Origin of the sequence: Cereibacter changlensis JA139 (assembly GCF_003034985.1) — a bacterium.
Lineage (GTDB): Bacteria > Pseudomonadota > Alphaproteobacteria > Rhodobacterales > Rhodobacteraceae > Cereibacter > Cereibacter changlensis.
Genome location: NZ_PZKG01000007.1, coordinates 1 through 14,986, shown reverse-complemented (window position 1 = coordinate 14,986; position 14,986 = coordinate 1). Strand labels below are relative to the sequence as shown.

15 protein-coding genes are annotated in these 14,986 nt (G+C 67.1%); 9 read left to right on the top strand and 6 right to left on the bottom strand.

Annotated features, from left to right (window positions below; translation table 11 throughout):
- Window positions 1-10: 10 nt before the first annotated feature.
- The 7 genes from C5F48_RS02715 (at window position 11) to C5F48_RS02685 (ending at window position 6,166) form a co-directional block, all read left to right on the top strand.
- Complete coding sequence (locus C5F48_RS02715) at window positions 11-928, top strand: manganese-dependent inorganic pyrophosphatase (protein ID WP_107662371.1); 918 nt, start codon at window positions 11-13, stop codon at window positions 926-928.
- Between the two features lie 160 nt (window positions 929-1,088).
- A complete protein-coding gene (locus C5F48_RS02710; RefSeq protein WP_107662370.1) occupies window positions 1,089-1,982 on the top strand; it encodes a TIGR01459 family HAD-type hydrolase in 894 nt (297 codons plus the stop codon).
- A gap of 114 nt (window positions 1,983-2,096) precedes the next feature.
- Complete coding sequence (locus tag C5F48_RS02705) at window positions 2,097-2,540, top strand: MaoC family dehydratase (protein ID WP_107662369.1); 444 nt, start codon at window positions 2,097-2,099, stop codon at window positions 2,538-2,540.
- Between the two features lie 27 nt (window positions 2,541-2,567).
- Window positions 2,568-3,491: a bifunctional riboflavin kinase/FAD synthetase gene (locus C5F48_RS02700; RefSeq protein ID WP_107662368.1), complete on the top strand. Its 924-nt coding sequence runs from the start codon at window positions 2,568-2,570 to the stop codon at window positions 3,489-3,491.
- Window positions 3,492-3,531: 40 nt separating this feature from the next.
- Window positions 3,532-3,990, top strand: coding sequence for a YcgN family cysteine cluster protein (locus C5F48_RS02695; protein WP_107662367.1), 459 nt, complete (start codon window positions 3,532-3,534; stop codon window positions 3,988-3,990).
- Window positions 3,990-5,024 (top strand): threonine aldolase family protein, encoded by a 1,035-nt coding sequence (locus tag C5F48_RS02690; protein WP_107662366.1) that lies wholly within the window; start codon window positions 3,990-3,992, stop codon window positions 5,022-5,024. Before C5F48_RS02695 ends, C5F48_RS02690 begins: the two co-directional genes overlap by 1 nt.
- 122 nt (window positions 5,025-5,146) lie before the next feature.
- The gene (locus tag C5F48_RS02685) at window positions 5,147-6,166 is read left to right on the top strand and encodes a ribose-phosphate pyrophosphokinase (RefSeq protein ID WP_107662365.1); all 1,020 of its coding nucleotides are present in this window, start codon (window positions 5,147-5,149) and stop codon (window positions 6,164-6,166) included.
- A gap of 132 nt (window positions 6,167-6,298) precedes the next feature.
- On the opposite strand, the gene C5F48_RS02680 is transcribed toward C5F48_RS02685, so the two are convergent.
- The 6 genes from C5F48_RS02680 to C5F48_RS02655 form a co-directional block, all read right to left on the bottom strand.
- Window positions 6,299-6,697, bottom strand: coding sequence for a F0F1 ATP synthase subunit epsilon (locus tag C5F48_RS02680; RefSeq protein ID WP_107662364.1), 399 nt, complete (start codon window positions 6,695-6,697; stop codon window positions 6,299-6,301).
- Between the two features lie 9 nt (window positions 6,698-6,706).
- Window positions 6,707-8,137 (bottom strand): F0F1 ATP synthase subunit beta, encoded by a 1,431-nt coding sequence (gene atpD / locus C5F48_RS02675; RefSeq protein WP_107662363.1) that lies wholly within the window; start codon window positions 8,135-8,137, stop codon window positions 6,707-6,709.
- Between the two features lie 18 nt (window positions 8,138-8,155).
- Complete coding sequence (locus C5F48_RS02670) at window positions 8,156-9,025, bottom strand: F0F1 ATP synthase subunit gamma (protein WP_107662362.1); 870 nt, start codon at window positions 9,023-9,025, stop codon at window positions 8,156-8,158.
- A 22-nt stretch (window positions 9,026-9,047) separates the two neighbouring features.
- Complete coding sequence (gene atpA, locus C5F48_RS02665) at window positions 9,048-10,586, bottom strand: F0F1 ATP synthase subunit alpha (RefSeq protein WP_107662361.1); 1,539 nt, start codon at window positions 10,584-10,586, stop codon at window positions 9,048-9,050.
- Entirely contained in the window at window positions 10,587-11,147 is a 561-nt protein-coding gene (locus C5F48_RS02660) for a F0F1 ATP synthase subunit delta (RefSeq protein ID WP_107662360.1), read from the bottom strand.
- A 306-nt stretch (window positions 11,148-11,453) separates the two neighbouring features.
- Window positions 11,454-12,236, bottom strand: a complete 783-nt coding sequence (locus C5F48_RS02655) for a methyltransferase domain-containing protein (RefSeq protein WP_107662359.1) — start codon at window positions 12,234-12,236, stop codon at window positions 11,454-11,456.
- Window positions 12,237-12,299: 63 nt separating this feature from the next.
- On the opposite strand from C5F48_RS02655, the gene gloB reads away from it, so the two are divergent.
- Both gloB and C5F48_RS02645 read left to right on the top strand, forming a co-directional pair.
- Complete coding sequence (gloB, locus tag C5F48_RS02650) at window positions 12,300-13,067, top strand: hydroxyacylglutathione hydrolase (protein WP_107662358.1); 768 nt, start codon at window positions 12,300-12,302, stop codon at window positions 13,065-13,067.
- Window positions 13,068-13,234: 167 nt separating this feature from the next.
- On the top strand, window positions 13,235-14,986 hold a 1,752-nt coding region (locus C5F48_RS02645), incomplete at its 3' end, for an AAA family ATPase (protein WP_107662357.1).

Sequence of the window (14,986 nt, the reverse complement as noted above, 5' to 3'; positions counted from 1 at the left end):
GGCACATCCCATGATCAAGGTCTTCGGCCACAAATCCCCCGACACGGACTCGACCGGCTCGCCCATCATCTGGGCCTGGTACCTGAGCGAGATCGCCGGCACCCCCGCCACCCCGGTGCTGCTGGGCGAGCCCAACACCGAGGCCGCCTTCGTGCTGCGCCACTGGGATCTGCCCAAGCCCGAGATCATCACCGACGTGGCCGCCGGCGACAGCTGCGTGATCGTCGACACCAACAACCCGGCCGAGCTGCCGCCCTCGATCAACGAGGCCAACATCCTCGGCATCATCGACCACCACATGCTGGTCGGCGGGCTGAAGACCCGCGCGCCGATCGACATCACCATCCGCCCCTTGGCCTGCACCGCCACCATTCTGCACGACCTGATGGGCGATGCGCTGGACCGCGCGCCGCGCGGCATCAAGGGCGCGATGCTGTCCTGCATCCTGTCCGACACGCTGGAATTCCGCTCGCCCACCACCACCCCGCATGACCGCGCCGTGGCCGAAAAGCTCGCCGCCGAGCTGGACGTGAACATCCCCGACTTCGCCGCCGAGCTCTTCGCCGCCAAATCCGACGTCTCGGCCTTCTCCGACGCCGAGCTGCTGCGGATGGATTCCAAGGAATACGAGATCGAGGGCAAGCAGTTCCGCATCTCGGTGCTGGAGACCACGGCGCCGAAGGTGGTGCTCGACCGCAAGGCCTCGCTGATGGCCTCGATGCCCGGCGTCGCCGCCGAGGATGGCGCCGATCAGGTCGTGCTCTTCGTCATCGACATCCTGCGCGAGGAAGCGACGCTGCTGGTGCCGAACGAGCTGGTGAAGACCCTGGCCGAGAAGAGCTTCGGCGCGACCGTCACCGGCGACTCCGTCGTGCTGCCGGGCATCATGAGCCGCAAGAAGCAGATCATCCCGGCGCTGAAGCTCTGATCTCCGGGCCGGGCGCCCCGCCCGGCCTTCCGTCCCGCGCCGGGCGGCCCCGCCCGGCAGCCCTCCGGGCCGCGATCCTCTCCCCCGCCGCCGTCACAGGCGATATGCACGCGCCGTGCATGCTCCGTGCATCGAACTCACCTCCACCGAAAGGCCGCAGATGACCCGTCTCATCGCTTCCCTCGCCGATGTCTCGTCCCAGTACCGCGCCGTGTTCTGCGACCTCTGGGGCTGCCTGCACAACGGCCGCGAAGCCTTCCCCTCGGCGGTCGCCGCGCTGCAGGCCTTCCGCAAGCAGGGCGGGACGGTGGTGCTGCTGACCAACGCGCCGCGGCCGAAGCCCAGCGTCGTCCGGCAGCTCGACGTGATCGGCGTGCCGCATGACGCCTATGACGAGGTCGTCACCTCCGGCGACGCCGCGCAATACGCCCTGCTCACCGGCGCAGTGGGTCGCAAGGTCTTCCACCTCGGGCCGGAGAAGGACCATTCCTTCTTCACCGAATTCGCCGATGACCTGTCGCAGACGCTGGCGGGCGAGCCGCCGATCGTCCGGGTGCCGTTGGACGAGGCCGAGGGCATCGTCTGCACCGGCCTCGTCGACGACCTGACCGAGACGCCCGAGGATTACCGCGCCACCCTGCTCTACGCCAAGACCAACGGGCTGAAACTGCTCTGCGCCAATCCCGATATCGTGGTGGATTTCGGCGACAAGCGGCTCTACTGCGCCGGCGCGCTCGCCCAGGCCTATGACGAGATGGGCGGCGAGAGCCTGTATTTTGGCAAGCCGCACCCGCCGATCTACGACCTCGCCCGCCGCAGGCTGGCGGCGCTGGACCACACCGCCCGGGCCGAGGACATCCTCTGCATCGGCGACGGCATCTTCACCGACATCCGCGGCGGCGTGGCCGAGGGGCTCGACACGCTCTTCGTCTCCGAGGGGCTGGCCGCCGGGGAGTTCGGGCCGGACCCGGTCAATCTCGACACCGAACTCCTGGAGATCTGGCTGGCCGCGCGGCAGCTGGACCCGACGCTGACCATCGGCCACCTGCGGTGACCCGGTAACAAAATTGCGCCCTCTGCCGCATTGAAGACAAGAAGTTACCGCAGCGCCTTGCGCTGCGGCGCAGCATCGACTACGCTTCTCCCACCCGGCTGGAGGAATCGCAGGATGCTCGACAACATGCCCCGCGGCACGATCTGTATCGAGGATATCGAGATCGGCATGGTCCGCTACCTGCGCAAGGTGGTGACCGACCGCGACATCGAGCTGTTCGCCGAGGTCTCGACCGATCACAACCCGGTGCATCTGGATGACGACTATGCCCGCGACACCATCTTCCAGGGCCGCATCGCCCATGGGATGCTGACCGCCGGGCTGATCTCGGCGGTGATCGGCGAGCAGCTGCCTGGGCACGGCACGGTCTATCTCGGCCAGTCGCTGAAATTCATGGCCCCGGTCCGGCCCGGCGACACGGTCTATGCCGAGGTGAAGGTGACCGCCATCGACCACCAACGGCGGCGGGTGACCCTTGAAACCCATTGCGCGGTGGGCGATACCGTTGTCCTGAAGGGCGAGGCGCTGGTTCTGGCGCCCAGCCGGAAATTCGACTGACGGCGGGGTCCCCGCCTCTGGGGACCGATGCGGATCTATCAGCACTGGCAAGGGCTTGAGCCTGCAGACCGTGGCGCCTCCATCGCCATGGGCAATTTCGACGGCGTGCATCTCGGCCACCAGCACGTGATCGACCTCGCCCGCACCGAAGCGCCGCTCGGCATCGTCACCTTCGAGCCGCACCCGCGCGAGTTCTTCGCCCCCAAGGCCCCGCCCTTCCGGCTGATGAACCCCGAGGCCCGCGCCAACCGGCTGGCCAAGCTGGGGGTGGAGCGGCTCTACCAGCTGCCGTTCAGCGAGGCTCTGGCCGCGCTGACGCCCGAGGCCTTCGCCCGCGAGGTGCTGTCCGAGGGGCTCGGCGTCAGCCACGTCGTCGTCGGCGCCGATTTCTGCTTCGGCAAGGGCCGCAGCGGCACCGCGGCCGATCTGCAGGCGCTCGGCGCCGCGCTCGGCTTCGAGGTCACCATCGCCGAGCTGGTGCAGTCGGCCGAGGGCGAGATCTCCTCCACCGCGATCCGTCAGGCGCTGTCCGACGGTCGGCCGCTCGACGCCGCCAGCATGCTCGGCCATTGGCACCGCATCGACGGCGAGGTGCTGCACGGCGAGAAGCGCGGCCGCGAGCTCGGCTATCCGACCGCCAACATGTCGGTGGCGGGGCTGCACCTGCCACGGCTCGGGGTCTATGCGGTGAAGGTCGATGTGCTGACCGGGCCGCAGACGGGCAGCTACAATGGCGCGGCCAGCCTCGGCGTGCGGCCGATGTTCGGGGTGAACCAGCCCAACCTCGAAAGCTTCCTCCTCGATTTCACCGGCGACCTCTACGGCCAGCACCTCTCGGTCGCCTTCGTCGAATTCCTCAGGCCCGAGATGGTCTTCACCGGCCTGCCCGGCCTGATCGCCCAGATGGACGCCGATTGCGCCCGCGCGCGCGAGATCCTCGCCCGCCTCTGATCCCCTTTCCTTTTGCGGGCCAAGCCCCCAAGGTGCCCCGATGCAACCGCCCCGCCTCCGTCCCAGGTTCTGGGAAACCGTGCCGCTGACCAAGATGACGACCCCCGAATGGGAGGCGCTCTGCGATGGCTGCGGCAAATGCTGCCTGAACAAGATCGAATTCGAGGATACCGGCGAGGTCGCCTTCACCCGCGTCGCCTGCCGCCTTCTGGACGGCGACAGCTGCCGCTGCTCGAATTACGAGAACCGCCGCCAGTTCGTCCCGGACTGCGTCCAGCTTTCCCCCGCCACCCTGCCGAAGATCGCCTACTGGATGCCGCGCACCTGCGCCTACCGGTTGCTGCACGAGGGCAAGCCGCTGCACGACTGGCACCCGCTGATCTCCGGCGACCCGGAGACCGTGCATGCCGCCGGCGTCTCGGCCCGCGGCTGGACGGTGCCGGAGTTCGAAGTCGCGGAGGAAGACTGGGAAGACTACATAATCGAGGAAACGCCCTGATGTTCTTTGCCTCCGACAATGCCTCGGCCGTGCCGCCGCAGGTCATGGCCGCCCTCAACGCGGCCAACGAGGGCTTCGCCATGCCCTATGGCCGCGACCCGATCATGACCCAGGTGCGCGACCGTATCCGCGAGATCTTCGAGGCGCCCGAGGCGGCGGTCTATCTGGTGGCCACCGGCACCGCGGCGAATTCGCTGGCGCTGGCGACTCTCTGCGAGCCGTGGAGCGCCACCTTCTGCCACAGCGCCGCGCATATCCAGATGGACGAATGCGGCGCGCCGGAGTTCTACGGCTCCGGCAAGCTGGTGCTGGTCGAGGGCGCGCATGGCAAGATCGACCCGGTGGCGCTGGACGCGGCGATCCGCACCGCCTCCGGCGGCGGCGTGCATGGCGTGCAGCCGGCGGCGCTGAGCCTGACCAACGTGACCGAGGCCGGCACGGTCTATTCCCCCGCCGAGGTGGCGCGGCTCTGCGCCATCGCCAAGGCGCAGGGGCTGGCCTGCCACATGGACGGCGCCCGCTTCGCCAATGCGCTGGTCGCGGCGGGCTGCTCGCCGGCCGAGATGACCTGGAAGGCCGGCATCGACGTGCTCTCCTTCGGGGGCACCAAGAACGGGCTGATGGGGGTGGAGGCCGTGGTGCTCTTCGATCCGCAGAAGGCCTGGGAGTTCGAGCTGCGCCGCAAGCGGGGCGCGCATCTGTTCTCCAAGCACCGTTACCTCTCGGCGCAGATGCAGGGCTATCTGCAGGACGATCTCTGGCTCGACCTCGCCGCCCGCGCCAACGCCGCCGCCGCCCGGCTGGCCGACGGGCTCGCCGCCGCCGGGGCGACGCTGCTGCATCCGGTCGACGCCAACATGATCTTCGCCACCCTGCCGCGCGCCGCGCATGAGCGGGCCCAAGCGGCCGGTGCGGTCTATTACCCGATGGCCGAGACGCCGGACGGCGTGACGGCCCGGCTGGTCTGCTCCTGGTCCACCACCGAGGCGGATGTCGACGCCTTCCTCGGCGCCCTCGCCGCGCCGTCGGCCTGAATAGCGCATTCGCCACACCCGACACGGCTAGGTCGCTCCCCGCGGTTTTCAACCGCGGGGCCGGGTGATATGCGGAGGCAACGTCACGAATCCGCCAGCCGGACCATCGAGGATTGCCCCCAATGCCTGCCATGAACGAGCCGAAGCTGATCTCCGGCAATGCCAACCTGACTCTCGCCAAGTCGATCGCCCGCCGCATGTCGGTGCATCGCGGCATGGCCGTGGCTCTGGTCGACGCCCGGGTGGAACGGTTCAACGATCAGGAGATCTTCGTCGAGGTCTACGAGAACGTCCGCGGCGAGGACATGTATGTCATCCAGCCGACCTCGAACCCGGCCAACGACAACCTCATGGAACTCCTGATCATCGCCGACGCGCTGCGCCGCTCTTCGGCGGACCGCATCACCGCCGTGATCCCCTATTTCGGCTACGCCCGGCAGGACCGCCGCGCCAAGGCCCGCACCCCGATCTCGGCCAAGCTGGTGGCCAACCTGATCGTCGAGGCCGGCATCGACCGCGTCTTGACGCTCGACCTGCACGCCGCCCAGATCCAGGGCTTCTTCGACATTCCGGTGGACAACCTCTATTCCGCCCCGGTGTTCTCGCTGGACATCGAACACCACTTCAAGGGCCAGCTGGAAGACGTGATGGTGGTCTCGCCCGACGTGGGCGGCGTGGCCCGGGCGCGCGAGATCGCCAAGCGGATCAACGCGCCGCTGGCCATCGTCGACAAGCGCCGCGAGAAGGCTGGCGAGATCCAGGAGATGACGGTGATCGGCAACGTCGCCGGCAAGAAATGCATCATCGTCGACGACATCTGCGACACGGCCGGCACGCTCTGCAAGGCGGCGGAACTCCTGTCCGAGAACGGCGCGACCGAGGTGCATGCCTACATCACCCACGGCGTCCTGTCGGGCCCGGCGGTGGAGCGGGTGTCGAAATCGGTGATGAAGAGCCTGGTCATCACCGACTCGATCGAGCCCTCGGCGCTGGTCCGCGCCGCTCCGAACATCCGCATCGTGCCGACCGCGCCGATGTTCGCGCAAGCGATCCTCAACATCTGGAGCGGCACCTCGGTATCGTCGCTGTTCGAGACCGACACGCTGGTGCCGATCTACGAGGGCATGTACCAGCGCGGCTGAGGCGCTCTGGGGGCGGCTGAGGCCGCCCTCCCCTGCCCCGCAAACGCCCGCAAGGCGGAGCCCCCCAAACCCTACCGAAATGCAAAAGGCCCCGCAAAAGCGGGGCCTTCGTGTCTTCAGGGTCGCAACGGGTCAGTGACCCGTCGCGCCGCGCATCGCGAGGATTTCGTTCACCATCTTCTCGGCGCCGTCCTTGTCTTCCGGCAGCGCGGCCGCAGACAGGCTGCGCGCTTCGGCCAGAAGCTCGTCGAACACGGTCCCGGTCAGTTCCTCAACCGGGATGGCGCGCTCGGCCAGGACCGAGATGCTGGTGGCGGTGATCTCCGCGAAGCCGCCGGTGACGGCATAGGACTGGACGCCCGCCGCACTGACTGCCCGGAGGATGCCGGGGCGCAGGGTGGTGATGGTCGGGGCATGCCCTTCCATCGCCGTCATGTCGCCATCGGCCCCCGGGATCTGCACCTCGGTGGCCTGGACGGAGGCAAGCCTCCGCTCGGGCGACACGAGGTCGAATTGCAGCGTTCCCGCCATGGTGCCCCCTTACGCCGCGGCTGCAGCGAGACGCTGCGCCTTGGCGATCACGTCCTCGATGCCGCCGACCATGTAGAAGGCCGCTTCCGGCAGGTGATCGTATTCGCCGGCCACGACCGCCTTGAACGAGGCGATGGTGACCTCGAGCGGAACCTGCACGCCGTCGGAGCCGGTGAAGACCTTGGCCACGTCGAAGGGCTGGCTGAGGAAGCGCTGGATCTTCCGGGCGCGGGCCACGGTCAGCTTGTCCTCTTCCGACAGTTCGTCCATCCCGAGGATGGCGATGATGTCCTGCAGCGACTTGTAGCGCTGGAGGATACCCTGCACCGCACGGGCGGTCTCGTAATGCTCGAGGCCGACGACGGTCGGGTCGAGGATCCGCGAGGTCGAGTCGAGCGGGTCCACGGCCGGGTAGATGCCGAGTTCCGAGATGGCGCGCGACAGAACGGTCGTGGCGTCGAGGTGGGCGAAGGAGGTCGCCGGAGCCGGGTCGGTAAGGTCGTCGGCCGGAACGTAGATGGCCTGCACCGAGGTGATCGAGCCGGCCTTCGTCGAGGTGATCCGCTCCTGCAGCGCCCCCATGTCGGTGGCCAGCGTCGGCTGGTAACCCACGGCGGACGGGATACGGCCCAGCAGAGCCGACACTTCCGAACCGGCCTGGGTGAAGCGGAAGATGTTGTCCACGAAGAACAGCACGTCCGTCCCCGACTGGTCGCGGAACTGCTCGGCCAGCGTCAGGCCGGTCAGCGCCACGCGGGCGCGCGCGCCCGGCGGTTCGTTCATCTGACCATAGACAAGCGCCACCTTGGACTCGGCGAGGTTGTCGATCTTGATGACGCCCGATTCCATCATCTCGTGGTAGAGGTCGTTCCCTTCACGGGTCCGCTCGCCCACGCCGGCGAACACGGAGTAACCCGAGTGCACCTTGGCGATGTTGTTGATCAGTTCCATGATCAGAACCGTCTTGCCCACGCCCGCACCGCCGAAGAGGCCGATCTTGCCGCCCTTCGAGTAGGGGGCCAGCAGGTCGATCACCTTGATGCCGGTTACGAGGATGTCCGACGAGGTCGCCTGTTCGGCGAAGGTCGGGGCTGGCTGGTGGATGGCGCGCAGCGTCGTCGAGGCAACCGGACCCTTTTCGTCGATCGGCTCGCCGATGACGTTCAGGATGCGGCCCAGCGTGGCGTCGCCCACCGGCACCGAGATCGGCGCGCCGGTGTCGGACACGGGCTCGCCGCGGACCAGACCCTCGGTCGCATCCATTGCGATGGTGCGCACGGTGTTCTCGCCGAGGTGCTGGGCCACTTCCAGAACCAGTTTCTTGCCGTTGTTGCTGGTGACAAGCGCGTTCAGAATGGCCGGAAGGTCACCCTCGAACTGCACGTCCACCACGGCGCCGATCACCTGGGTGATCTTGCCATGTGCTGTCGCTGTTGCCATGTCGTCTCTCCGTCTCGATCAGAGCGCCTCGGCGCCCGAGATGATTTCGATAAGCTCTTTGGTGATCGCGGCCTGCCGCGACCGGTTGTACTGGATGGTCAGACGGTTGATCATGTCGCCCGCGTTGCGCGTGGCGTTGTCCATCGCGCTCATCCGTGCGCCCTGTTCCGAGGCGGCGTTCTCCAGCAGGGCGGTGAAGACCTGCGTCGCCACGGCCCGCGGCAGAAGATCGGCCAGAATGCCTTCCTCGGACGGTTCGTAGTCGTAGAGAGCGGAGACCTGCGGGGCCTCGTCGAACTTCGCCGGGATCACCTGCTGCGCGGTCGGGATCTGCGAGATCACCGACTGGAAGCGGTTGAAGAACAGCGTCGCCACGTCGAACTCGCCCTCGTCGAACCGCGAGAGCACGTCGCGCGCCACGGTCTGCGCCTGGGCATAGCCCATGCGCTTGACCTCGCTGAAGTCGACATGGCCGACGAAGTAGCTGCCGAAGTCGCGCTTCAGCTGCTCGCGGCCCTTCTTGCCGACGGTGAGGATCTTCACCGTCTTGCCCTCGGCGATAAGCCGGTTGGCATGCACCCGCGCCAGGCGCACGATGGTGGAGTTGAAGCCGCCGCAGAGCCCGCGCTCGGCCGTCATCACCACCAGGAGGTGCACCTTGTCGCTGCCGGTGCCCGCCAGCAGCCGCGGCGCCTCGGCGGAGCCGCTGGCGGCCGACGACAGGCCGGACATGACCGAGGTCATCCGCTCGGCATAGGGCCGGGCGGCTTCGGCAGCATCCTGCGCGCGGCGGAGCTTGGCCGCCGCGACCATCTGCATGGCCTTGGTGATCTTCCGCGTGTTCTTGACGCTTCCGATCCTGTTTTTCAGGTCCTTAAGGCTGGGCATCCGTTATCTCCCTGCCGCGCCCTCAGGCGAAGTCTTTCGCGAAAGCGTCCAGTGCTGCGCGGATCTTGTCTTCCAGCTCGCCCTTCACCTTGCGGTCGTTGAGCGTGATGTCCGACAGCAGATCCTTGGCATTGGTGCGCAGGTGCTTCAGCAGGCCCGCTTCCCAGCGGCCAACGTCCTTCACCGCGACCTTGTCGAGGTAGCCCTTGGTGCCGGCGAAGATGACGCAGACGATCTCGGCGTTGGTCAGCGGCGCATATTGCGGCTGCTTCATCAGCTCGGTCAGGCGGGCGCCGCGGTTCAGCAGCTGCTGGGTCGAGGCGTCGAGGTCGGAACCGAACTGGGCGAAGGCCGCCATCTCGCGATACTGCGCCAGTTCCAGCTTCACCGGGCCGGCGACCGATTTCATCGCGTCGGTCTGGGCCGAGGAGCCCACGCGCGACACCGACAGACCGGTGTTCACGGCGGGGCGGATGCCCTGGTAGAACAGCTCGGTCTCGAGGAAGATCTGGCCGTCGGTGATCGAGATCACGTTGGTCGGGATGAAGGCCGACACGTCGCCGCCCTGGGTCTCGATGATCGGCAGAGCGGTCAGCGAGCCCGAGCCGTGGTCGGCGTTCAGCTTGGCCGAACGCTCCAGCAGGCGGGAGTGGAGGTAGAACACGTCGCCCGGGTAGGCTTCACGCCCCGGCGGACGGCGCAGCAGCAGCGACATCTGGCGGTAGGCGACGGCCTGCTTCGAAAGGTCATCGTAGATGATCAGCGCGTGACGGCCGTTGTCGCGGAAGTATTCCGCAATGGCGGTCGCCGAATAAGGCGCCAGGAACTGCATCGGCGCCGGGTCCGAAGCGGTCGCGGCCACGACGATCGTGTAGGCGATGGCGCCGGTCTCTTCGAGCTTCTTCACCAGCTGCGCCACGGTGGAGCGCTTCTGGCCGATGGCCACGTAGATGCAGTAGAGTTTCTTGCTCTCGTCGTCGCCAGCCGCCTCGTTGTAGGACTTCTGGTTCAGGATGGTGTCGAGCGCAATCGCGGTCTTGCCGGTCTGACGGTCGCCGATGATCAGCTCGCGCTGGCCGCGGCCGACCGGGATCATGGCGTCGACCGACTTCAGGCCGGTGGCCATCGGCTCGTGCACGCCCTTGCGCGGGATGATGCCCGGGGCCTTGATGTCGGCCACGCGACGCTCGGTCGCCGCGATCGGGCCCTTGCCGTCGATCGGGTTGCCGAGGCCATCGACCACGCGGCCGAGCAGCGCGTCACCGGCGGGCACGTCCACGATGGACTTGGTGCGCTTGACGACATCGCCTTCCTTGATGGAACGGTCGTCGCCGAAGATCACGACGCCGACGTTGTCGACTTCGAGGTTGAGGGCCATGCCGCGGATGTTGCCGGGGAACTCGACCATCTCGCCGGCCTGGACGTTGTCGAGGCCGTGGACGCGGGCAATCCCGTCGCCGACGCTCAGCACGCGACCCACTTCGGCAACTTCGGCATCCTGACCGAAGTTCTTGATCTGCTCCTTGAGGATCGCAGAGATCTCAGCAGCTTGGATACCCATTTATCCGACCTCTTTCATTGCATTCTGGAGAGCCGCGAGCTTTGCCTTGATCGAGGTGTCGATCATGGTCGAGCCGAGCTTGACGACAAGACCGCCGATGAGGGATTCATCGACGGTGGTTTTCAGTTTCACGTCCTTGCCGGCGCGCGCCTTCAGCGTCGCGGCGAGTTTGCTTGCCTGTTCGGGCGTGAGCGGCGCCGCGGCGGTGACTTCGGCAGTCATCTCGCCCTTCTCGTCGGCAATGCGGTCACGGATGTTGGCGATCATCTGCGTCAGCACGAAGAGACGGCGCTTGGAGGCCATCAGCGCCAGCGTGTTCGCGGTCAGGGTCGACAGGCCCATCTTCGCCGAGATCGCGGCGATGGCCTTCGACTGGTCTTCGCGGGAGTAGAGCGGCGAGAAGGCCAGGTCGCGCAGGTCGGCGCTGTCTTTCAGCGCGGTTTCCAGCGCGTCAATGTCGGCTTCCAGTGCGGGGAGAGCATTCTCTTCCTTCGCCAGTTCGAAAACGGCGGCGGCGTAGCGCGCGGCAATGCCTGTGGAAATCGAAGCTGGTTCGGACACGTCAACCCTTTCGATATCTTGGCCTCCGGACCGCGGCGAAGTCGGCTCTGGTCAGAGGCATTCCGTGGCGCATACGGGTGCATGCGTCTCAAGTTCGCGGCGGGTGTAGCAGACGGTTTCTCACCCCGCAACCACCAAGGTCGCGGCCGCGCCTGCGCGGGGCGGCTTTGTTTCCTTGGGAATTCAACGGCTTTTCCACCTGCCCGCAATTTGGACGGGACGGCGGGGGCAAAATTATCGACAGGCGCGTCAAGGGTTGATTCACCCTGCCCCGACAGGACAGGTCCATGCGGCAAAATGGTGCCGCTAACAGTCCTCCCCCGCGACGTCGCGGCATTGCCTTGCGCTGGGGGCCGGCAGCGGCTGCGGCAGGCCCTCCAGCACGCGCAGCGGCCGGCGCACCGCCTCGCGCAGCCCGCCCCGCGTCGGCGCATAGACCTGCTTCGACGCCTCCACCATCAGCACCCCGCCCGCCAGCCAGGGCGCGAACCTGCGCCCGCCGCTCTCCCAGAACTCCGCCGTCTTCAGCCAGAAGCGCTGGCCCGAGGGCGGGGCGAACAGCGCCGCCAGCGACCGTTCAGGGGTGAAGTTGTGCCGCTTCAGCTGGGTCTCCAGCTGCGCCAGCGAATAGGGCCGGCCAAAGCCGAAGGGCGTCCCGTCCCGCCTTGCCCAGAGCCCCGAGCGCGAGGGCACGATGAACAGCGCCTTGCCCCCCGGCCCCAGCACGCGCCAGGCCTCCTCCAGCACCTCGGTCGGGTGCTCCGAGGTCTCCAGCCCGTGCAGCATCACCAGCTTGTCGACCATGCCGGTGGCCAGCGGCCAATGCGTCTCCTCGCAGAGCGCCGAGACGTTCTCCATCCCCGCGGGCCAGGGCATCACCCCCTGCGGACCCGGCATCAGCGCGATCACCCGCCGCGCCTCGGCGAGGTAGGGGCGCAGCAACGGCACGGAAAAACCGAAGCCCGCGACAGTCTGGCCTTGCGCCTCGGGCCAGAGCTTCTGCATCTGGTCCCGGATGGCCCGCTGCGCGACCCGGCCCAGCTGGGTCCGGTAATAGAAGTTTCGCAGGTCGAGCACATCAAGATGCATGCGGAGCGGGGCCTTGTCCGGGCGGTATTTCGGCCCACACTACAACAGAAGAGAGGAAAGACCATGCCGCTTGAACTCGTCACCATCCCCTGCCTGTCCGACAACTACGCCTTCCTGATCCACGACGCCAAAACCGGCGACACCGCCGTGGTCGATGTGCCCGAGGCGGCGCCGATCCTCGCGGCGCTGGCGGCGCGCGGCTGGTCGCTGTCGCAGATCCTGCTCACCCACCACCACGCCGACCACATCCAGGGCGTGGAGGAGCTGCGGCGGCAGACCGGGGCCAGGGTCGTCGGCAACGCCGCCGACGCGCATCGCCTGCCGCCGCTCGACCTCGCGCTGGACGAGGGCGGCGAGGTCACCGTGGGGTCCGAGACCGGCCGCACCCTCGACGTCTCCGGCCACACCATCGGCCACATCGCCTTCCATTTCCCGCAGTCCGAGCTGGCCTTCACCGGCGACAGCCTGATGGCCATGGGCTGCGGCCGGCTGTTCGAGGGCACGGCCGAGATGATGTGGCGCAGCCTGTCGAAACTGGCCGCCCTGCCCGGCGACACGCTGATCTGCTCGGGCCACGAATACACCGAGTCCAACGCCCGCTTCGCCCGCTCCCTTGAACCGGCCAATCCCGAGCTTATCTTCCGCTCAGGGTCGATCGCCGCCGCCCGCAAGGACGGCAGACCCACCGTTCCCTCGCAACTCGCCGACGAACTGGCCACCAACCCCTTTCTGCGCGCGAACCTGCCGGAGCTGAAGACCGCCGTCGACATGGCCGATGCCGGGGATGCCGAGGTTTTCGCCGAGATTCGCCGCCGGAAGGACAAATTCTGACGCATCCGCGCAAAGACGATCACAATTTGCGTAGACCGCGCCGGAAACCACACGGCGCCGGAAATAACACTTGAAGACCGGCGAATAAAACCGAACTTTAAACCTTACGAGGCCAAGGTTGCGAGAGGCCCTACGCCCCTCCGCCCGCAGGACAGGAGCACCCGAACGTGCCATCTTTTTCAAACACACTCGAGCAAGCCATCCACGGCGCCCTGGCGCTTGCGAACGCCCGCCGCCACGAACTCGCCACCCTTGAACATCTCCTGCTGGCCCTGCTCGACGAACCTGACGCTTCCCGGGTGATGAAGGCCTGTTCGGTCGACCTCGACGAGCTGCGCAAGACGCTGGTCGATTTCATCGACGACGACCTTTCGACCCTCGTCACCACGGTGGAGGGCTCCGAAGCCGTGCCGACCGCCGCCTTCCAGCGGGTGATCCAGCGCGCCGCGATCCATGTGCAATCTTCCGGCCGCACCGAGGTGACCGGGGCCAACGTGCTGGTCGCCATCTTCGCGGAACGCGAGTCGAATGCCGCCTATTTCCTGCAGGAGCAGGACATGACCCGTTACGACGCGGTGAACTTCATCGCGCATGGCGTGGCCAAGGACCCCTCATACGGCGAGCCGCGGCCGGTTACCGGCGCGGAGGAACACCACGAAACGCCCAAGGCCGAAGCGGGCGAGGCGAAGGAATCCGCTTTGTCCAAGTATTGCGTCGATCTGAACGTGAAGGCCCGCAAGGGCGACGTCGATCCGCTGATCGGCCGTGAAATGGAGGTCGAGCGCTGCATCCAGGTGCTCTGCCGCCGCCGCAAGAACAACCCGCTCCTCGTGGGCGATCCCGGCGTCGGCAAGACCGCCATCGCCGAGGGCCTGGCCTGGAAGATCATCAACGGCGAAACGCCCGAGATCCTCGCCTCCGCCACCATCTTCTCGCTCGACATGGGCGCGCTGCTGGCCGGCACCCGCTACCGCGGCGATTTCGAAGAACGGCTGAAGGCCGTGGTCAAGGAGATGGAGGATCACCCCGACGCGATCCTCTTCATCGACGAGATCCACACCGTGATCGGCGCCGGGGCGACCTCCGGCGGCGCGATGGATGCCTCCAACCTGCTGAAGCCCGCGCTGCAGGGCGGCAAGCTGCGCTGCATGGGCTCGACCACCTACAAGGAATACCGCCAGCACTTCGAGAAGGACCGCGCCCTCAGCCGCCGGTTCCAGAAGATCGACGTGAACGAGCCTTCGGTCGAAGACACCGTGAAGATCCTCATGGGCCTCAAGCCCTATTTCGAGGAGCATCACGACCTGCGCTACACCCAGGACGCGATCCGCTCGGCGGTGGAGCTTTCGGCCCGCTACATCCATGACCGCAAGCTGCCCGACAAGGCGATCGACGTGATCGACGAGGCCGGGGCCGCCCAGCATCTGCTGAGCGACAGCAAGCGCCGCAAGACCATCGGCCCGAAGGAGATCGAGGCGGTCGTCGCCAAGATCGCCCGCATCCCGCCGAAATCGGTCAGCAAGGACGATGCCGAGGTGCTGCGCGATCTGGAGAAGACGCTGAAGCGCGTCGTCTTCGGCCAGGACCGCGCCATCGAATCGCTGTCCTCGGCGATCAAGCTGGCCCGCGCCGGCCTGCGCGAACCGGAGAAGCCGATCGGCAACTACCTCTTCGCCGGCCCCACCGGCGTCGGCAAGACCGAGGTGGCCAAGCAACTGGCCTCGATCCTCGGGGTGGAGCTGCTGCGCTTCGACATGTCGGAATACATGGAGAAACACGCGGTCTCCCGCCTGATCGGCGCGCCTCCGGGCTATGTCGGCTTCGACCAGGGCGGCATGCTGACCGATGGCGTCGACCAGCACCCGCATTGCGTGCTGCTGCTCGACGAGATGGAGAAGGCGCATCCGGATGTTTACAAC

Coding starts and splice junctions, on each gene's coding strand:
- C5F48_RS02680 (WP_107662364.1), bottom strand. CDS start 6,697: ATGGCGGGAACGCTGCAATTCGACCTCGTGTCGCCCGAGCGGAGGCTT.
- C5F48_RS02685 (WP_107662365.1), top strand. CDS start 5,147: ATGCCTGCCATGAACGAGCCGAAGCTGATCTCCGGCAATGCCAACCTG.
- C5F48_RS02670 (WP_107662362.1), bottom strand. CDS start 9,025: ATGCCCAGCCTTAAGGACCTGAAAAACAGGATCGGAAGCGTCAAGAAC.
- C5F48_RS02700 (WP_107662368.1), top strand. CDS start 2,568: ATGCGGATCTATCAGCACTGGCAAGGGCTTGAGCCTGCAGACCGTGGC.
- gloB (WP_107662358.1), top strand. CDS start 12,300: ATGCCGCTTGAACTCGTCACCATCCCCTGCCTGTCCGACAACTACGCC.
- C5F48_RS02710 (WP_107662370.1), top strand. CDS start 1,089: ATGACCCGTCTCATCGCTTCCCTCGCCGATGTCTCGTCCCAGTACCGC.
- C5F48_RS02695 (WP_107662367.1), top strand. CDS start 3,532: ATGCAACCGCCCCGCCTCCGTCCCAGGTTCTGGGAAACCGTGCCGCTG.
- atpD (WP_107662363.1), bottom strand. CDS start 8,137: ATGGCAACAGCGACAGCACATGGCAAGATCACCCAGGTGATCGGCGCC.
- C5F48_RS02715 (WP_107662371.1), top strand. CDS start 11: ATGATCAAGGTCTTCGGCCACAAATCCCCCGACACGGACTCGACCGGC.
- C5F48_RS02655 (WP_107662359.1), bottom strand. CDS start 12,236: ATGCATCTTGATGTGCTCGACCTGCGAAACTTCTATTACCGGACCCAG.
- atpA (WP_107662361.1), bottom strand. CDS start 10,586: ATGGGTATCCAAGCTGCTGAGATCTCTGCGATCCTCAAGGAGCAGATC.
- C5F48_RS02705 (WP_107662369.1), top strand. CDS start 2,097: ATGCTCGACAACATGCCCCGCGGCACGATCTGTATCGAGGATATCGAG.
- C5F48_RS02690 (WP_107662366.1), top strand. CDS start 3,990: ATGTTCTTTGCCTCCGACAATGCCTCGGCCGTGCCGCCGCAGGTCATG.